At 58.3% G+C, this 15,762-nt stretch carries 15 protein-coding genes and 2 tRNA genes; 11 read left to right on the top strand and 6 right to left on the bottom strand.

The features are described from left to right. Positions 1 to 102: 102 nt before the first annotated feature. Positions 103 to 178, bottom strand: a tRNA-His gene (locus HMPREF2849_RS08255). Positions 179 to 320: 142 nt separating this feature from the next. Continuing rightward, positions 321 to 974, bottom strand: coding sequence for an oligoribonuclease (gene orn, locus HMPREF2849_RS08250; RefSeq protein ID WP_016422281.1), 654 nt, complete (start codon positions 972 to 974; stop codon positions 321 to 323). Between orn and HMPREF2849_RS08245 the strand changes: the two genes are divergently transcribed. Then, entirely contained in the window at positions 973 to 1,161 is a 189-nt protein-coding gene (locus tag HMPREF2849_RS08245; protein WP_042388509.1) for a hypothetical protein, read from the top strand. The genes orn and HMPREF2849_RS08245 overlap by 2 nt on opposite strands. A 95-nt stretch (positions 1,162 to 1,256) precedes the next feature. After that, entirely contained in the window at positions 1,257 to 1,901 is a 645-nt protein-coding gene (locus HMPREF2849_RS08240; RefSeq protein WP_016422282.1) for a TetR/AcrR family transcriptional regulator, read from the top strand. A gap of 55 nt (positions 1,902 to 1,956) precedes the next feature. Here HMPREF2849_RS08240 and HMPREF2849_RS08235 read toward each other — a convergent pair. Beyond that, a tRNA-Arg gene (locus tag HMPREF2849_RS08235) sits at positions 1,957 to 2,029 on the bottom strand. A gap of 86 nt (positions 2,030 to 2,115) precedes the next feature. Between HMPREF2849_RS08235 and HMPREF2849_RS08230 the strand changes: the two genes are divergently transcribed. From HMPREF2849_RS08230 to HMPREF2849_RS08210, 5 genes are all read left to right on the top strand, one after another. Then, positions 2,116 to 4,263 (top strand): bifunctional copper resistance protein CopD/cytochrome c oxidase assembly protein, encoded by a 2,148-nt coding sequence (locus tag HMPREF2849_RS08230; protein ID WP_049170976.1) that lies wholly within the window; start codon positions 2,116 to 2,118, stop codon positions 4,261 to 4,263. A 232-nt stretch (positions 4,264 to 4,495) separates the two neighbouring features. Further along, positions 4,496 to 5,056, top strand: a complete 561-nt coding sequence (locus HMPREF2849_RS08225) for a single-stranded DNA-binding protein (protein ID WP_049170979.1) — start codon at positions 4,496 to 4,498, stop codon at positions 5,054 to 5,056. A gap of 285 nt (positions 5,057 to 5,341) precedes the next feature. Then, a complete protein-coding gene (ettA, locus tag HMPREF2849_RS08220; protein ID WP_016422285.1) occupies positions 5,342 to 7,012 on the top strand; it encodes an energy-dependent translational throttle protein EttA in 1,671 nt (556 codons plus the stop codon). Positions 7,013 to 7,147: 135 nt separating this feature from the next. Then, entirely contained in the window at positions 7,148 to 7,591 is a 444-nt protein-coding gene (locus HMPREF2849_RS08215) for an acyl-CoA thioesterase (RefSeq protein ID WP_016422286.1), read from the top strand. A 6-nt stretch (positions 7,592 to 7,597) separates the two neighbouring features. Beyond that, positions 7,598 to 8,401 (top strand): DUF8185 domain-containing protein, encoded by an 804-nt coding sequence (locus HMPREF2849_RS08210; RefSeq protein ID WP_070566869.1) that lies wholly within the window; start codon positions 7,598 to 7,600, stop codon positions 8,399 to 8,401. 18 nt (positions 8,402 to 8,419) lie between these two features. On the opposite strand, the gene HMPREF2849_RS08205 is transcribed toward HMPREF2849_RS08210, so the two are convergent. Both HMPREF2849_RS08205 and pepN read right to left on the bottom strand, forming a co-directional pair. Then, the gene (locus HMPREF2849_RS08205) at positions 8,420 to 8,818 is read right to left on the bottom strand and encodes a globin (protein ID WP_049189869.1); all 399 of its coding nucleotides are present in this window, start codon (positions 8,816 to 8,818) and stop codon (positions 8,420 to 8,422) included. A gap of 67 nt (positions 8,819 to 8,885) precedes the next feature. Beyond that, entirely contained in the window at positions 8,886 to 11,588 is a 2,703-nt protein-coding gene (gene pepN, locus HMPREF2849_RS08200) for an aminopeptidase N (protein ID WP_070862857.1), read from the bottom strand. Positions 11,589 to 11,764: 176 nt separating this feature from the next. Between pepN and HMPREF2849_RS08195 the strand changes: the two genes are divergently transcribed. After that, positions 11,765 to 12,295: an SMI1/KNR4 family protein gene (locus tag HMPREF2849_RS08195; protein WP_224783792.1), complete on the top strand. Its 531-nt coding sequence runs from the start codon at positions 11,765 to 11,767 to the stop codon at positions 12,293 to 12,295. Positions 12,296 to 12,443: 148 nt separating this feature from the next. Beyond that, positions 12,444 to 13,088: a mycothiol-dependent nitroreductase Rv2466c family protein gene (locus HMPREF2849_RS08190; protein ID WP_049193750.1), complete on the top strand. Its 645-nt coding sequence runs from the start codon at positions 12,444 to 12,446 to the stop codon at positions 13,086 to 13,088. Positions 13,089 to 13,124: 36 nt separating this feature from the next. Here HMPREF2849_RS08190 and HMPREF2849_RS08185 read toward each other — a convergent pair whose 3' ends face one another. Next, entirely contained in the window at positions 13,125 to 14,321 is a 1,197-nt protein-coding gene (locus tag HMPREF2849_RS08185) for a TIGR04053 family radical SAM/SPASM domain-containing protein (RefSeq protein WP_070429500.1), read from the bottom strand. Positions 14,322 to 14,549: 228 nt separating this feature from the next. On the opposite strand from HMPREF2849_RS08185, the gene HMPREF2849_RS08180 reads away from it, so the two are divergent. Continuing rightward, a complete protein-coding gene (locus HMPREF2849_RS08180) occupies positions 14,550 to 15,023 on the top strand; it encodes a ribose-5-phosphate isomerase (protein WP_005511109.1) in 474 nt (157 codons plus the stop codon). A 107-nt stretch (positions 15,024 to 15,130) separates the two neighbouring features. Continuing rightward, on the top strand, positions 15,131 to 15,748 hold the full coding sequence (locus HMPREF2849_RS08175; RefSeq protein ID WP_016422294.1) for a DJ-1/PfpI family protein: 618 nt from the start codon (positions 15,131 to 15,133) through the stop codon (positions 15,746 to 15,748). The last annotated feature ends 14 nt before the right edge of the window (positions 15,749 to 15,762 follow it).

The raw sequence follows: 15,762 nt of genomic DNA, 5'->3' as shown, positions 1-15,762 counted from the left end.
CCCGGAAAAGACACACTTTTCTTTACTTAACCCATAAACGCAGTTGCTAAGGCGGAAACACAAAAACCCTCGGCCCGGAAAAACCTGGCCGAGGGTTCTACTTGGGGTGACTGACGGGACTCGAACCCGCGACACCCAGGATCACAACCTGGTGCTCTACCAACTGAACTACAGTCACCATTACCGCATTAAAGGAGCTGTATTCTCAGCTCATCTCTGCAGCGAACTATATGGTAGCCCACAGTGGGCTGGAAACAAAAACAGCAGGTCAACCCGGATAAATTTGGGAAAGGGTGGGGTTTGGGTCGTCGTAAAGCGAGCTAGCCGCGAATCTCACCGTACTTTTCCGTCGATTCCTTGCTTGCGGCAGAAATAGCGTCGCCTTCGGGGCCGGGGTGGGGCAGAAGCATGGCGCGGCGGTAGTAGTCCAGCTCGCGGATCGACTCCTTGATATCTGCAAGAGCTCGGTGAGCGAGACCCTTTTCTGGAGCGCCCTTGAGGACCTGGGGGTACCAGCGGCGGGCAAGTTCCTTGAAGGAAGAGACATCAATCATGCGGTAGTGCAGGTGCTGGTCGAGCTCTGGCATGTAGCGGTGGATGAACTTGCGGTCGGAGGCAATCGAGTTGCCTGCCAGTGGGGCGGTGCGCGGCTCGGGAACCCACTGACGGATGTAGTCCAAAACAGCCTGTTCGGCGTCGGCGACATTAGTCTTGCTGTCGCGAATTTCCTGATCCAGGCCGGACTTCGCATGCATCTTGGTGACGAAATCATCCATCTGCGCCAATTCGGTCTCGGACGCGTGCACGACGATGTCCACGCCTTCCCCGAGGACGTTGAGGTTGGCATCGGTGACGAGAGCCGCGATTTCGACAATGACGTGGCGCTCGGGTTCGAGGCCCGTCATCTCACAGTCAATCCACACGATGCGGTCGAGCTCAGGGGAGAGCTGGAGGTCGGGATCGGGCTGAGCCATGATTTCACCTTTCGCTGAGATTCGGCATGATTCTGCAGTGCGCCTTATTTTGTGCCCGGACTGGGCTGTGGGGCACACGCTGACTACGCCCAGCTTAGCGATGTGGATTGTGCTGTGGTCGGGCGTGTGGATTGCCGTGTGGTTTGTGGAGCGAATTGTGGGGGAAACGAAATTAACTGGAAAGTAAGATCTTAGAATTGGACAACGGGGCATGAACTAAATCGACCTATTTGCCTGATAAAATTACTTCTGAGTTCGGATTCCAACGGGAGAAATAGTTACATGGATGAGACGAGGCGTGTTGGCGACGCTGCTCAAAGCACCACTGCGGCACAGAAACCATCCGTCGATGATGTCATCATTGCCGCTGCGCGCGAAAGCGTAATGACTGTGGGCTTGCGTAGGACTTCGATTGCAGAAATTGCTCGCAAGGCAGGAGTTTCGCGTCCGACCGTATATCGTCGATACGCTGACATTGGTGAGCTTCTGGGGGAAGTGACCAACCGCGAAATCCTGCACATGCTTGAGGGGCTCCGCTATGTCCCTGGCGATTCGCGCGCTCGCATGTTGCTGCGTATTCGAATCGTCGTTCAACGCATCATCGAAAGTGACTTTTTCCCTGGCCTGGTCAAGACAGATCCCGACCGTGTCTTAGAAGCGCTCACTGGAGAGATGAGCGATACACAGCTGGAAATTGTGGAGAAATTCATTCTCCCCGGTGTCCGTCACGGGCAGGAAGACGGCACTATTCGCGAGCACGATCCATATCTGCTGGCGCGCAACATTTACCGTCTGATTCAGACGATGGTGCTGGTGTGGCGCCCGGATGGCAAGGACGCGACGCTAGACAAGGAATCTGTCGAAGAGGTCGTCGACATGGTTGACCGCTACTTGCGCCCGGATCCTGCGGATAACAAGAAGAACTAAGAAGTAAAAACCCGCCTGCATCTGGTATAAAACCAGTTCAGGCGGGTTATTTTTGCGCCCCCAGAAGGATTCGAACCCTCGACCAATCGGGTAGAAGCCGACTGCTCTGTCCACTGAGCTATGGAGGCTAGCTAAGAAAAGCATTGTAGCGTCTCTAATGTAGCCAATCACAACCGGTTCTGTTCTAGGGACTTTGGTCGCTAAGCTTAGGGCTATGACTGCCACGACCAAGGCCGAGACCTCTCCGCCTGTTAGCAAGGATAAGAAAGTCCGTAAATCTGCTGGTTGGTACGTTGTTTTTGTACTTATCGGCGGCGTTCTAGCTGGTTTGCTCTCGATGGCGTTCAACATGGATTCGCGCGCCACGTTGGGTATTCCCGATCCCGGCACAATCACCACCTTCGGGTTCCCGTTCGCGAAGGCGGCCGGTGAGCTGCTCGCCTGCCTCGGTGTCGGTTCGTTTATGCTCGCCGCTTTCGGTACGAAGCAGCGTGCCGACGGCACTTTGGGCCTCGACGGCTACACGGCATCCCGCACGGGTATGTGGGCCATGCTCGGCTGGGGCCTCATGGCGCTGATGGAGATTCCGCTGGTGCTCTCCGATGTGTCGGGCCAGCCGCTGTCGACGACGATTCAGCTGAGTAACTGGGCTGTGTCGTTGGAGCAGACCAAGGAGGGCTTGGCGTGGCTGTGGGTAGCTATTTTTGCGGGCATTGTGGCGCTTGGTTCATCGCTGACTCGTAAGTGGATTTGGCAGCCGGTGTTCTTCGCCATCAGCTTGGTGTCGATGATGCCGCTGGCGGTTGTAAGCCACAATGCCTCCGGTGGTGCCCATGACTACGGCACTAACTCCTACATCTGGCACTTGACCTTCACTGTGTTTTGGGTCGGCGGTTTGATGGCGCTGGTTGGCCACGCGCGTCGTCGCGGTGAATGGATGCCAGAGGTAGTGAAGCGCTATTCTTTCGTGGCGTTGGTGGCTTTCATCGCCATGTCTGCCTCCGGCTTCATTAACGCAGCCATCAACATTGACTGGTCTGACCTGGTCAGCAACAACTACGGCATCATGGTGCTGGTCAAGGCCGTTCTCACTATCTTGCTGGGCCTATGCGGCTATGTGCACCGCAAGATCACCATTCCGGAGATTGAGCGCGCTCAGTCGAATCGTCCATTCTGGCGTCTGGCCATTGTCGAGGTCATCATCATGGCGCTGACAATCGGCGTTGCCGTAGCTCTGGGCCGTACTCCGCCGCCACCGAATTTCTCTGAGCAGGCCGGCGGTGAGGGCCTGCCGTCGATTACGCAGATGCAGGTCAAGCTAGGTTACAACCTGGAGATCCCATTCGGTTGGGAGGCCATGTTCACGCAGTGGCGCTTTGACATCTTCTTCGGCTCTGCCGCCATCATTGCCGCGTGGATTTACTTGTACTGGCTCTACTTGCTGAAGAAGCGCGGCGGTACCTGGCCGCTGTCCAACACCCTGTGGTGGCTCGCCGGCTGTGCCACGCTGCTGTTTACTTCGTGCAGCGCGCTGGGCGTGTACATGCCGGCTCTGTTCTCGGTTCACATGATCGCCCACATGCTTTACTCCATGGGCATTCCGGTCATGCTGGTCCTGGGCGGCCCAGTTACGCTCGCGCTGCGTGCGCTGAAGCCGGCCGGCCGCGATGGTCTGCCTGGTATTCGTGAGTGGCTGGTGGTCTTCATCAACAACCCGGTGTCGCGTTTCCTCACGCACCCGGTTGTGGCAACGGTGCAGTTCGTCGCGGGCTTTTACCTGCTCTACATGACACCGATTTACGACTTCCTGGCTGATGAGCACGCGGGCCACGTGTTCATGAACATCCACTTCTTGATCTCCGGTTACATCTTCTACTGGGTCATTATCGGTGTCGATGCTGCACCACAGCAGATTGAGCCGTCGGTCAAGCTGGTCACGCTGATGGGGTCGTTGCCGTTCCACGCTTGGTTCGGTATTTCGCTGATGCAGTCGCAGCAGGTGCTTGCCGAGACCTACTACGCCAGCCTGGATCTCCCTTGGGCAGTGAATCTCCTGGAAGATCAGAACGTTGGTGGTGCCGTCGCGTGGGCTGCCGGTGAGGTTCCGCTCTACATCGTCACCGTTGCGCTGTTTGTACAGTGGCGGCGTTCCGATGAAAAGGATGCAGCCCGCTACGACCGCGTCGCGGACCGCAACAATGATGAGGAGTTGGCCGCTTACAACGAAATGCTCGCTCGCATGAGCCAGCAGGTCGGTGTTGGCGGCGAGGATGAGCGCGATTACTACACCTCGGAGGTTGACGCGCAGCATCCGGTGCACATGGATAATCCGATTGATGCCTCGAAGAGGCGCGGAAGGTAGCGTCGTTAAGCTGATTTTGCATGCTTGACGACGAGGATTGCCGCGACTTCGCCCCTCAACTTCATACGTAGCCTGTGGATAGTTGTCTTTTCGACAAACTTATCCACAGGCTTTTTATGTACCTCTTTCATTTGTTTCTCGAAGCCGGAAAAGTAATTGGCACGGCACGAATGAGACACCTTCGAATTATTCGGCCGCAGTAGGTAAACGCTTTCTTTGGGGGAGGAGCCCGATGTCTGAGGCAGTTATTACCGTGGTGGGCAATGTGGTCCATCATGTGGAAAATCGAAATACCAATTCTGGGGCAAAGGTCTGCAAGTTTTCTGTGGCATCCAGCAAGTCATGGAAGGGGGAGAATGGTTGGGAGCAGTCGGAGACGTCATATTTTGATGTTGAATGTTGGGGCAAGCTCGCCGAGAACGTGAATAACACGGTGTGGAAGGGCCAAGCCGTCATTGTCCACGGTCACGTTCGTACGGATCGCTGGGAGGGCGATGATGGTACGAAGCATCAGCGCCAGAAGATCATTGCTAAGGCGGTAGGTCCGAATCTGCGCCGTCACCTGGCAACGGTGAAGACTATGACTGAGAAGCCGCATGAGTCGCCGACTGGTCTTGGTGAGTCATCGACTGGGGATTCGGAAGCTTCGGTTACTGAGACAGTTGCGTCTCAGGCCGGGGCCGTGCGCACCTTCACTGCTAGTACGGGCGGCGCTGGTGAGGCGGGGAACACAGGTGCAGCTAGTTCGGAGCAGCGAGAAATGGCTGATGCAGGAGTCAGTGCGCCGTTCTAACCCAGGAGCCAGTACATCGTTGTAGAGCGGAATGAGGGGGAGCCGCTGAAAGAGCGGAAAGAGGGGAGGGGTAATTACTGCACGTGAGGTGACGCTGCTGAGAAAGGGGAGGGATCGCATACGATTCGGCAGCGTTATCTCGCAGCTAGTTTTGCTAGGAGCCTGGCAGAGATTTTGGTGGGAAAGGATTGCGGGTACGCCCATGTAGATTGTGCCTTTTGGTTCCTATGCGTAACCTCTACAGGGATTGCTTATTTCCTTTCTACGAGGGGACGAAATTCCACCATGGGTGAGTTCATCTACCAGATGAAAAACGTGCGCAAGGCGCACGGCGATAAGGTTATTCTCGACAACGTCACCATGGCGTTTTACCCGGGCGCAAAGATCGGCGTGGTCGGTCCGAACGGCGCAGGTAAGTCGTCGATTCTGAAGATTATGGCTGGCCTTGATCAGCCGAGTAACGGTGAAGCTTTCCTGGAGCCGGGCGCCACTGTCGGCATCCTGCTGCAGGAGCCTCCGCTGAATGAGGAGAAGACCGTTCGCGGCAACGTCGAGGAGGGCCTCGGCGACATCTTCGAGAAGAAGGCTCGTTTTGAAGCCATCGCCGAGGAGATGGCCACCAATTACACCGACGAGCTCATGGAAGAAATGGGCAAGCTCCAGGAGGAGCTCGACGCCGCTGATGCTTGGGAGCTGGATTCCAAGATTGAGCAGGCAATGGATGCGCTTCGCTGCCCGCCGGCGGACGAGCCGGTTACTCACCTCTCCGGTGGTGAGCGTCGTCGTGTAGCACTGGCAAAGCTGCTGCTCTCCGAGCCGGACCTGCTGCTTCTCGACGAGCCGACTAACCACCTGGACGCCGAGTCTGTGCTGTGGCTCGAGCAGCACCTGGCTAAGTACCCGGGTGCCGTCCTGGCCGTGACCCACGACCGTTACTTCCTGGATCACGTCGCTGGCTGGATCTGTGAGGTCGACCGCGGCAAGCTCTACCCGTACGAGGGCAATTACTCGACTTACCTGGAGAAGAAGGCTGAGCGCCTCGAGGTTGCAGGTAAGAAGGACGCCAAGCTGCAGAAGCGCCTGAAGGACGAGCTGGCGTGGGTCCGCTCGGGTCAGAAGGCTCGCCAGGCCAAGAACAAGGCCCGTCTGGAGCGCTACGAGCAGATGGTGGAGGAAGCCGAGCAGTACAAGAAGCTCGACTTCGAAGAGATCCAGATTCCGACCCCGCCGCGCCTGGGTAACCAGGTTGTTGAGGTCAAGGACCTGGAGAAGGGCTTCGATGGCCGCGTCCTGATTAAGGACCTGTCGTTCACCCTGCCGCGTAACGGCATCGTCGGTGTGATTGGCCCGAACGGTGTGGGTAAGTCCACCCTGTTCAAGACCATCGTGGGTCTGGAGCAGCCGGATTCCGGTGAGGTCAAGGTCGGTCAGACTGTTCAGCTCAGCTACGTTGACCAGGGTCGTGAAAACATCGATCCGGAAAAGACCGTCTGGGAGGTTGTCTCTGATGGTCTCGACTACATCGTGGTCGGCCAGAACGAGATGCCGTCTCGTGCGTACCTGTCTGCATTCGGTTTCAAGGGTGCGGACCAGCAGAAGCCGTCGAAGGTTCTCTCCGGTGGTGAGCGCAACCGTCTGAACCTCGCGCTGACCCTGAAGCAGGGCGGTAACCTGATCCTCCTGGATGAGCCGACTAACGACCTTGACGTCGAAACCCTGTCTTCGCTGGAAAACGCACTGCAGAACTTCCCGGGCTGTGCCGTGGTCATTTCCCACGACCGTTGGTTCCTGGACCGCACCTGTACCCACATCCTCGCATGGGAAGGCAACTTCGAAGAGGGCAAGTGGTTCTGGTTCGAGGGCAACTTCGAGGGCTACGAGAAGAACAAGATTGAGCGTTACGGCGAGGAGGCTGCACGCCCGTCGCGCGTCACGCACCGTCGCCTGACCCGATAATCTGTTTCGCGCGAATCTGATTTTTGCCAACGGCAAAGTCCGGAACCTTGTGGACTGGCTCGCACCAGTGCACAGGTCCCGGGCTTTCGCGTATTCGCACGCTCGTAGCTCCAGAAAACGCCTATAGTTCTGGGTATGACTGAATCAGCACCATTTCGTACCAACGTCGCTATCCGCTGGTCTGATTTCGATCAGTATGGCCACGCCAACAACACCGCTTTCCTGGAATACGCCCAGCAGGCTCGTCTGGACTTTGTGATGCGCGGTCTCGGCGGCGGGGCAGGGATGCCTGCGGCAGTGGTGCGTCGCCTGGAGATTGACTACGTCCGCGCTATTTTGCCGGACACCCAGGAAGTTGTGGTTGAGACCGAGATCATCAACTTCGGTCGCACCTCTTTCACACTTCGCCAGACAATCTCCGACCAGCATGATCACATCGTTGCTGTGCTCGAAACCGTGATGGTGATGTTTGATCTCAAGACTGCGAAGGCAGTCGAGCTCTCCCCGTCTGCCCGCCGTGAACTGGAGCGTTTTGCAGCTCCCGCAATCGAAGACAACAAGGAAGACCAGGACAAGTAATTCGCCGTGACCACTTCTCATCCCGCTGCCGAGCTGACCTTTGGCACTCCCGATGCCCTGAAGAATCTGGGTGTCCTGGCCCATAAGGCCTACGCCCTCGACGAGAGCACGTTGCTACGCATCCGAGCACGTAAGACCGCCGCCGCTGGTATCAGTTCCTCGTCGGCACCTAACGCTGCGCCCGCAATGTCGCAGGTATGGGTGAAGACCCCAATCGGCCCGCTCGCCATGCGCACGATTGCGCTGCACGCGCTTCCCGACGACATCATCGTCACCGCCGCGGAGATTAAAGACATCGCAGTGCGTGCCTTTGCGCAGGCAAAAACTGCTGAGGACGAAGAGGAGAAAGAAGCTTCGCTCACCGCGATGCCATACCGCGTGCATGCGCAGTCGGCGTCCTCCTGGCCGGGATTCCTGCCAGTGCCGGAAGGATGGCAGGTTGTCGACTATGTTCCAGCGACTGCTTTCCGGACTCTCGAGAAGCAGGGGCGCGCGGTCGCCGTCGAATCTTCCGGCCCGATGGGCATGCCACCGTCTCTGCTGGACCAAAAGGTTCTCACTGTCAGCGGCGGTACCGGTGAAGCCACTGTTGATACAGGGGAGGGGCAGTCGCAGGCGACGTCGAAAAGCGTCGTGGACGTGACCATGCGGGACGTGTTTGCGCTGTGCACGATGGGCTTCATCCCCGAGCAACCGGATGAAAAAGAGCCGGTGCGCGTGTCCACAAAGGGACGGTGGCACCGGCTGGATGGGCGGTTTGGCTCGATCTTTACGCTCGAGTCCTTTGGCGTGCTGCCGCTGCTGAACTAGCGGCGCAGGGCCTAATTCCTACTGCGCGTCGAAGCGGTTGATGAGCATGTCAGCAACCTGCACCATGTGGTTCCACATGGCTTCGCGCTGGGGGCGGGGGAGCTCGTCATCGGAAATGTCTGCGAGTGAGGCACTCATGATCTCCAGCCAGCGGTCGCGTTCGGCTTCGCCGATGGAAAACGGCATGTGGCGCATGCGCAGGCGCGGATGACCACGCTGTTCGCTGTACGAACGCGGCCCGCCCCAGTACTGGACGAGGAACATGCGGAGTCGATCCTCGGCGCCCTCCCAGTCATCGCTGGGGTACATCGGGCCGATGAGGTCATCGGAACGCATGCGCGTGTAAAAACCATGGACGATGCGATTGAAGACATCCTCGCCGCCGACGGAGTCAAAGAGCGTCTGAGAAGTTGTCATGGCACCAAGTCTATCGACTTGATGCCACGAAAACGATAACGGCCAAAGTGCCGGCCGAAATCACTTGTTACTTCGCGTCGAACTCGCGGGCACGAAGAGCGAGCTTCACCAGGAACTGCTGCTCAGAGATGATGCGCTTGACCGGCGATGCAGTCTCGTCGCTGTCGAGCAGACGTTGAGCGGCTGCAATTGCATCATCGCTGATCTCCCAGGTTGGGTAGAAGCCCTCGAGCAGCGTCTGTGCCGTCTCGGAGGAGAACTGCTTCCACCAGCTGTTGGCAACGGCGAAGAAGTGCTCCGACAGCGAGGTCGCCGACTGCTCCGCGTTGATGGTGGCGCGGGAGTCGTCGTCAAGCGCCTGTGCGAGCACCTCACCCGAGCCCGGCGCGTTGAAGCCGGCCAGCAAGTGGCGAATGACAAGGTTCGACGGGGCATCGTTGCCGGAGACCGTCGCCTCTGCCCAGACGCGGGACTTGTTGGCGAGCGTCGGCACGGAGGCGCGGCAGGCGATGGCGGCCTGCGCACCGAGTGCCGAGTTGTCGGTCTTTTCAAGCTTTGCGATGGCTTCCTCGCCCTCGAGACCGGCGGAAACCAGCGGCTTCAGGGCGCGCCACTGCATGTCGGTGTCTACCGTGACAGCTGGGAAACCAGCCTTGTCTGCGTCGCCAGTGTAGATGGCGCGCAGTGCGTCAACGACGTCGCTATTCGACGAGCCCACGGTGGTCAAAGCGTTAACGAAAACCAGGGCGCGGTCGGCGTCGGTTTCCTTCTTCGCGTAGTCCAACAGGCCCTGAGCCAGCAGGTCGCGGCCGGTGGAATCAGCCCACTGTGGATCGGCGTAGACGTTGACGGCGCTGACCGCCTGAGCGATGACGCGCTCCAAGACGGAGAGCTTGTCCTCGCCCGGGATGCCGCGGAGCACCAGGTTGACGAAGTCGCGAGCGCGCATCTGGCCTGCGCGAACCATCTGCCAGGTAGCGGACCAGCACAGTGTGCGTGCCATTGAATCGGTGAAGGCGCCGATGTTGTCGATGACGGTGGCAAGCGAGCCTTCGTCCAAGCGGATCATGCTGTAGGTGAGGTCGTCGTCGTTAACCAGCACGACATCGCCGACTGGGGTGTCGACCAGCTCTGGGACTTCGGTGCGTGCACCACGGACGTCGATTTCCACGCGCTTGGTGCGCTCGAGTACGGCATCCGATCCGGTGCCGCGCAGGTTGTAGATGCCCACGGCGACTCGGTGGTCACGGAGTTCACCAGCACCCGGCTCGGCACCTTCCTGCGTGACTGCGAAGGAAGTGTACTTGCCGTCCTCTTGCTGGAACTCCGGTGCCAAAGTGGTGATGCCGGTGGTGGTCAGCCACTGATCGGCCCAGCCGGACAGATCGCGTCCCGAGGCCTCGGAGAGCGCCTCCAAAAGGTCCGCGAAGGTGGCGTTGCCAAAGCGGTGGCGGGCAAAGTGAAGGCGGGCACCGGCGAGGAAAGCATCCTGACCAACGTAGGCGGCCAGCTGTTTGAGCGTGGATGCGCCCTTGGCGTAGGTGATGCCGTCGAAGTTCTGCTCGACGGTGTCAATGTCGCTGGCATCGGCGGCAATCGGGTGCGTCGACGGTAGCTGATCCTGCTTGTAGGCCCAGGCCTTCTCTACGTTGGCGAAGGTGGTCCAGGCGTGGCTGTAATCGGAAACTTCGACCTGAGCGGCGGCGGCCGACCAGGTGGCGAAGGACTCATTGAGCCAGAGGTCATCCCACCACTGCATGGTGACCAAATCACCGAACCACATGTGAGCCATCTCGTGCAGGATGGTGTCGTTGCGGCGCTCGTAGAGGTAATGGGTGGGCTTGGAACGAAAGACGTACTCGTCGCGGATGGTCACGCAGCCGGCGTTTTCCATCGCACCCATGTTGTATTCCGGGCAGAAGATCTGGTCGTACTTGCCGAACGGGTAGGGCTCGCCGAAGTGCTTGGCGTAGAAGTCGAAGCCTTCCTTGGTCTCCTTGAACAGAGTGTCGGCATCGAGGTACTCGGCGATGGACTGGCGGCAGTAGATTCCTAGCGGAATGGTCAGCTCGCCGTCCGGCTGGTGCTCGGCAGGGGTTTCCGGGTGCGGTGCGACAGTGCCGGTCCACGAGTCAGTGACCTCGTGCCACGGGCCCGCACAGACTGCGACGAGGTACGTCGACAGCGGAACATCCACTGAGAAGTCGAAGGTGTCGGCCTCATTGCCGTGGACATCGGTGGTGGTGCCGGTCTTGGCTACCGAGTTGGAAATAACCTTCCAGCCCTTCGGCGCCACGACGTGGATGGAGTACGTCGCCTTCAAATCCGGCTGGTCAAAGCAGGCGAACACGCGCTTGGCATCGGCAGTTTCAAACTGCGAGTACAGGTAGGTTTCGCCATCGGCGGGATCCTGGAAGCGGTGAATGCCCTGGCCGTTATTGGTGTAACGACAGTCCGCATCGATAACGACGGTGTGGTCACCTTCGGTCAGGTCTACGTTAATGCCGGTCTCGCTGTCATAGCGAGCGGCCTCCGTGGCATCGACGCCGTCGATGGTCACACTCTTGACAACCGCATCACGCAGGTCAATAAAGGTGGAACCAGCGCGCTTCGCTTTCAGAGAAATTGTGGTCTTGGAAGCGAATGTTGGTGCGCTGTGCTGCCCACCGACCGGTGCGGTCGTAAGGTCGAGGGAGATGTCGTAGTGGGACACCTCGAGCATGGCCGCACGGTCGGCGGCCTCGGTCCTGGTTAGGTTCGTGGAAGTCATGCGACAAGTGTAACCACGACCCCGGATTGGGAATCGGGCAGTAGCGTGGTGGGCGGGGTGACCTCGACTTCCTCGCTCATTGCGTGTCGATTCGGGCGGTCGATTGGCGGTCGATTGAGCGAGATTTTGGCTTCTTTGGCATGCGAGCAAAGCCGAACGTGAATACACTTCGTTTCATGTACGAACTCAGTGATGATGCAAGCAAGGTTGAACGGGTCAACGCGGCGTGGGATCGCATTGAAGCAAAGCTTGGCGACGATGCTTTGGAGGCCCCGGCGACAGAAGCGGAACTGGATCAGCTTGAGGCTGACCTCGGAGTAAAGCTGCCAGACTACGTGCGAGCTTCGTGGCTGCGGCACGCGTCTGTGGACGGTGAGCCGTGGGACGGTGGCTGGATTGCACCGCCTAAGTCGATTCTGAATGACTACAAGCTGTGGACTCAGCTGCAGGCCGACGGCGAGTTCGATGACTTTGAAGCCGAAAGCATGGACAGCGCCGACTCGGATGGCAAGTGGTATCACGAGGCATGGATTCCACTGGTCATGGACTTCGGCGGAAACAACTACTGTCTGGACATGCGCTCGGGGAAGATGGTCTCCATGGACCACGAGGTGGGCTCGGAGTTCCTGGACTACGCCGACTGGCCTGCCTACCTGGAGGCTGCCGCTGATTCCCTGGAGGCTACGGGCTTGCCCTGGAACGGTTAGGTAGGCGATTTAGACGGCGCCCGATGGGGGAGCCAGTTAACACCAGGTCCGGTAGAACTTCGGACCCATCCGAATTCATGAATGCGAGCCGAAAAAATCCGCCCTATAGTCGTTGATAAGTCAATCAATGCTTTAGGAGGACTTTCACATGAGCAATCGAGACAAGGTCACTTTTTACTTCGACGTTTCCTGCCCGTTTTGCTGGGTGACGTCGCGCTGGATTAAGGAAGTCGAAAAGGTCCGCGACATCGAGATCGAGTGGAAGCCGATGAGCCTGTCGGTGCTCAATGAAGGCCGCGATGAACTGCCGGAAGATTACAAGTTCATGATGCAGTGCAACTGGACCCCGGCACGCCTGTTCAACGCCGTGTTCTCCCAGGATGGCCAGGAGGCCGTCGACAAGCTCTACACCGCGCTGGGCACGAAGGTCCACAACGAAAACCGCATCGATCGCCACGCGCATGTCGACGAGCCGGAGCACGCATTCGACGAGCTGATTAAGGAAGCCCTCGCAGAGGTTGGACTGCCGGAAGAGCGACTGGCCCAGGCCTTGACCACTGAGTTCGATGAGCTCATGCGTGAAAACCACGCAGAGGCCATGAAGGAGGTCGGCAACGACGTCGGCACTCCGGTGGTCAAGCTTAACGACGTTGCCTTCTTCGGTCCAGTGCTTACCCGTATCCCACGCGGCGAAGAAGCGGGCAAGATCTTCGACGGCTCGGTCGCCCTTGCCAGCTACCCGTACTTCTTCGAGATTAAGCGCTCCCGGACTGAGAGCCCGCGCTTCGACTAAGAAAGCAGTAGCAGCTGGGGCGCGCAGTTAGGAGAGCTAACCCGCTCCGGCTCCAGCATTCTGCCCGGTAGAGGCCTGCCGTTCTTCTTCGCTCATCGCAGCCCACCGCGGCGGAATGTAGACGCAGGTTGGATCGGATGCCGTGTAATCCCCGGTCAACGCGTACGCGGTCGACCGGGACCCACCGCATACGCTGTGGTATTCACAGACGCTGCACTTTCCATGCCAATTGTCCGGATCGCGAAGGGCCTTGAACGCCGGCGAGTTCGAATAGATTTCCTGGAATGGCGTGGCCTTCACATTTCCGCAGTGAAGCGGCAGGAAGCCATTGGGGTAGACGTCGCCGATGTGGTCAATGAAGGCAAAACCTGACCCGGAATTGACGGCCATGGGGGAGCGCGGGCGACGTGGCTTTTCCGGCACAGCACCGAGCAGCTTTGTCGTTTCCTCGGTCAAGTAACGGTAGAGCTCGCCGCCCTCATAGGGTGGCAGCCCCTTTTCCTTCGCTTCCTCCTGCTGCATGACGACGCGCCGATACTGCGGCGCCTCCGTCGTCTTAATGGCAATTCGGTTGGACACATCAGACAACCAGTGCAGAACATCCTCGCGTTCCTCCGGTGACAATGCGCCCAAATCCGCACCGCGACCAGTGGGAACGAGGAAAAAGACGTACCACATCTTGGCCTGCATCTCCATGACGGTCTTCAGCAGCGCTGGCGCCTCATGAATATTTCCCTTGGTCAGGGTCGAGTTAATCTGCAGCCGGTAACCGGCCTCGTTGATGTGCGGAGCCATTTCGAGCGTCTTTTCAAAAGTGCCCGAAAATCCACGGAACTTGTCATGGGTCTGGGCAGTCGCGCCATCGAGCGACATGGACATCGCCTTGCCACCGGCCTCACGCAGTGACTGAATCCGCTCTGGCGTGAGCCGCGGCGTCACCGATGGAGATAGCGACATATTCAGGCCCTGCTCCGTGCCGAATCGCACCAATTCTTCCAGGTCATCACGCTCAAAAGGATCACCGCCGGTGAGCACTACAAGCGGCTTCGGCTTGCTATACGACGCCAAGGTCTCCAGCAGCATCTTGCCCTCGGTGGTCGAAAGCTGGTGAGGATGCGGCTCGTGCTGCGCATCTGCACGGCAGTGCTTGCAGACTAAGCCACAAGCCCGCGTGACCTCCCAAATGACAATAAATGGTTTCTTGTTGATGTCATGCCGAACCGTTCGCACCACCGGTGCGTGATGATTCCCATGGGAGCCATGGGCTTCAGGATCGACTTGGAAGTGAGCTTGCGGCGCAGGAGACACGGTAAAAGCACCCAATTTCCGGTTTCGAAGGCGTGCTGAAACGCAAATACAGTCACTTTTCACCCTATTCGGCTGCGCAGGAGACGTCGTCAAGCAATACCTAAAACGGGTGCAGGCGCCGTGGAATCCGTGGGAACCGCTAAACTTGCTGCCATGCGTATTTACCTTGGTGCAGACCACGCCGGTTTTGAGATGAAGAACCTGATTAAGGCCCACCTGGAGAAGGCTGGCCACGACGTCGTTGATTGCGGCGCTCACACCTACGACCCTGCAGATGATTACCCAGCATTCTGCATTGAGGCGGCTTCCCGTACCGTCGCTGATCCGGGCAGCCTGGGCATCGTGCTCGGCGGTTCCGGCAACGGCGAGCAGATTGCTGCTAACAAGGTCAAGGGCGCTCGTTGTGCGCTGGCTTGGTCGGTGGAGACCGCAAAGCTCGCCCGCGAGCACAACAATGCTCAGCTGATCGGCCTCGGCGGTCGTATGCACTCTGAGGAAGAGGCCCTGGCTATCGTCGATGCTTTCGTCTCCCAGCCGTGGAGCGAGGAGGAGCGTCACCAGCGCCGCATCGACATTCTGGCAGAGTACGAAAAGACTGGCGTTGCCCCGGAGCTGCCAGAAGCTTAAAGGGATTGCTGTTCGCTATCTGTTGATAGGAATAAAAAAGGGGTCTGGTTCCAGAAAACTCTGGGACCAGACCTTTTTTCATGTGTAGACGGAGTAGGAATTGTCGTATGACAAATCAAGAAGCGCATCGCCGAGTAACTGTTGTGCTATTCCCCGGGTTCGAGCTCTTGGACGTATTTGGACCGGTTGGCCTTTTTGGCCATGTCCCAGAGATTGAGGTCGAATATGTCGCCAACATTGCTGGTCCGATAACCAGCGCTCAGGGGGCGCAGGTTATCGCCACACGTTGTGCCACTGACCTCGAAACGGTCGATATTCTTCTAGTTCCTGGTGGAGCCGGGAGTAGAACACTAGTTGACGATGCAGAGTTTTTGGACTGGCTCAACAACCTCGGATCCCGGGCGCGGTTAGTGGCATCGGTTTGCACAGGTTCCGCACTGCTTGCTGCGGCTGGGCTTCTTGAAGGAAAGCGGGCAACTAGTAATAAGTTGGCTTTTGATTGGGCTACCTCGTTCGGAAACGAAGTGACGTGGGTGAAAGCGGCTCGATGGGTTGAAGACGGAGATCGCTGGAGCTCATCAGGAGTCGCAGCAGGTATGGATATGGCTGTTGCTTTAATTAGCAGCATCCTTGGCAAGGAAGCTGGTCGATTCGCCGCCAGAAAAATTGAGTATCGGCCTCAGACAGACGGCACTGTCGATCCTTTTGCGGATTTAGCGAAATAGCGGCGCCGGGCTTT

The organism is Corynebacterium sp. HMSC073B01 (assembly GCF_001838255.1).
In the GTDB taxonomy this organism is placed as follows: Bacteria; Actinomycetota; Actinomycetes; order Mycobacteriales; family Mycobacteriaceae; genus Corynebacterium; species Corynebacterium jeikeium_D.
The sequence above is the reverse complement of the archived record's forward strand: the minus strand, read 5'-3'. Positions and strand labels throughout refer to the sequence as shown.

Excerpts from the sequence above, each read along its gene's own strand:
- HMPREF2849_RS08245 (WP_042388509.1), top strand. The coding sequence starts at position 973 with ATGATTTCACCTTTCGCTGAGATTCGGCATGATTCTGCAGTGCGCCTT.
- orn (WP_016422281.1), bottom strand. The coding sequence starts at position 974 with ATGGCTCAGCCCGATCCCGACCTCCAGCTCTCCCCTGAGCTCGACCGC.
- HMPREF2849_RS08240 (WP_016422282.1), top strand. The coding sequence starts at position 1,257 with ATGGATGAGACGAGGCGTGTTGGCGACGCTGCTCAAAGCACCACTGCG.
- HMPREF2849_RS08230 (WP_049170976.1), top strand. The coding sequence starts at position 2,116 with ATGACTGCCACGACCAAGGCCGAGACCTCTCCGCCTGTTAGCAAGGAT.
- HMPREF2849_RS08225 (WP_049170979.1), top strand. The coding sequence starts at position 4,496 with ATGTCTGAGGCAGTTATTACCGTGGTGGGCAATGTGGTCCATCATGTG.
- ettA (WP_016422285.1), top strand. The coding sequence starts at position 5,342 with ATGGGTGAGTTCATCTACCAGATGAAAAACGTGCGCAAGGCGCACGGC.
- HMPREF2849_RS08215 (WP_016422286.1), top strand. The coding sequence starts at position 7,148 with ATGACTGAATCAGCACCATTTCGTACCAACGTCGCTATCCGCTGGTCT.
- HMPREF2849_RS08205 (WP_049189869.1), bottom strand. The coding sequence starts at position 8,818 with ATGACAACTTCTCAGACGCTCTTTGACTCCGTCGGCGGCGAGGATGTC.
- pepN (WP_070862857.1), bottom strand. The coding sequence starts at position 11,588 with ATGACTTCCACGAACCTAACCAGGACCGAGGCCGCCGACCGTGCGGCC.
- HMPREF2849_RS08195 (WP_224783792.1), top strand. The coding sequence starts at position 11,765 with ATGTACGAACTCAGTGATGATGCAAGCAAGGTTGAACGGGTCAACGCG.
- HMPREF2849_RS08190 (WP_049193750.1), top strand. The coding sequence starts at position 12,444 with ATGAGCAATCGAGACAAGGTCACTTTTTACTTCGACGTTTCCTGCCCG.
- HMPREF2849_RS08180 (WP_005511109.1), top strand. The coding sequence starts at position 14,550 with ATGCGTATTTACCTTGGTGCAGACCACGCCGGTTTTGAGATGAAGAAC.
- HMPREF2849_RS08175 (WP_016422294.1), top strand. The coding sequence starts at position 15,131 with ATGACAAATCAAGAAGCGCATCGCCGAGTAACTGTTGTGCTATTCCCC.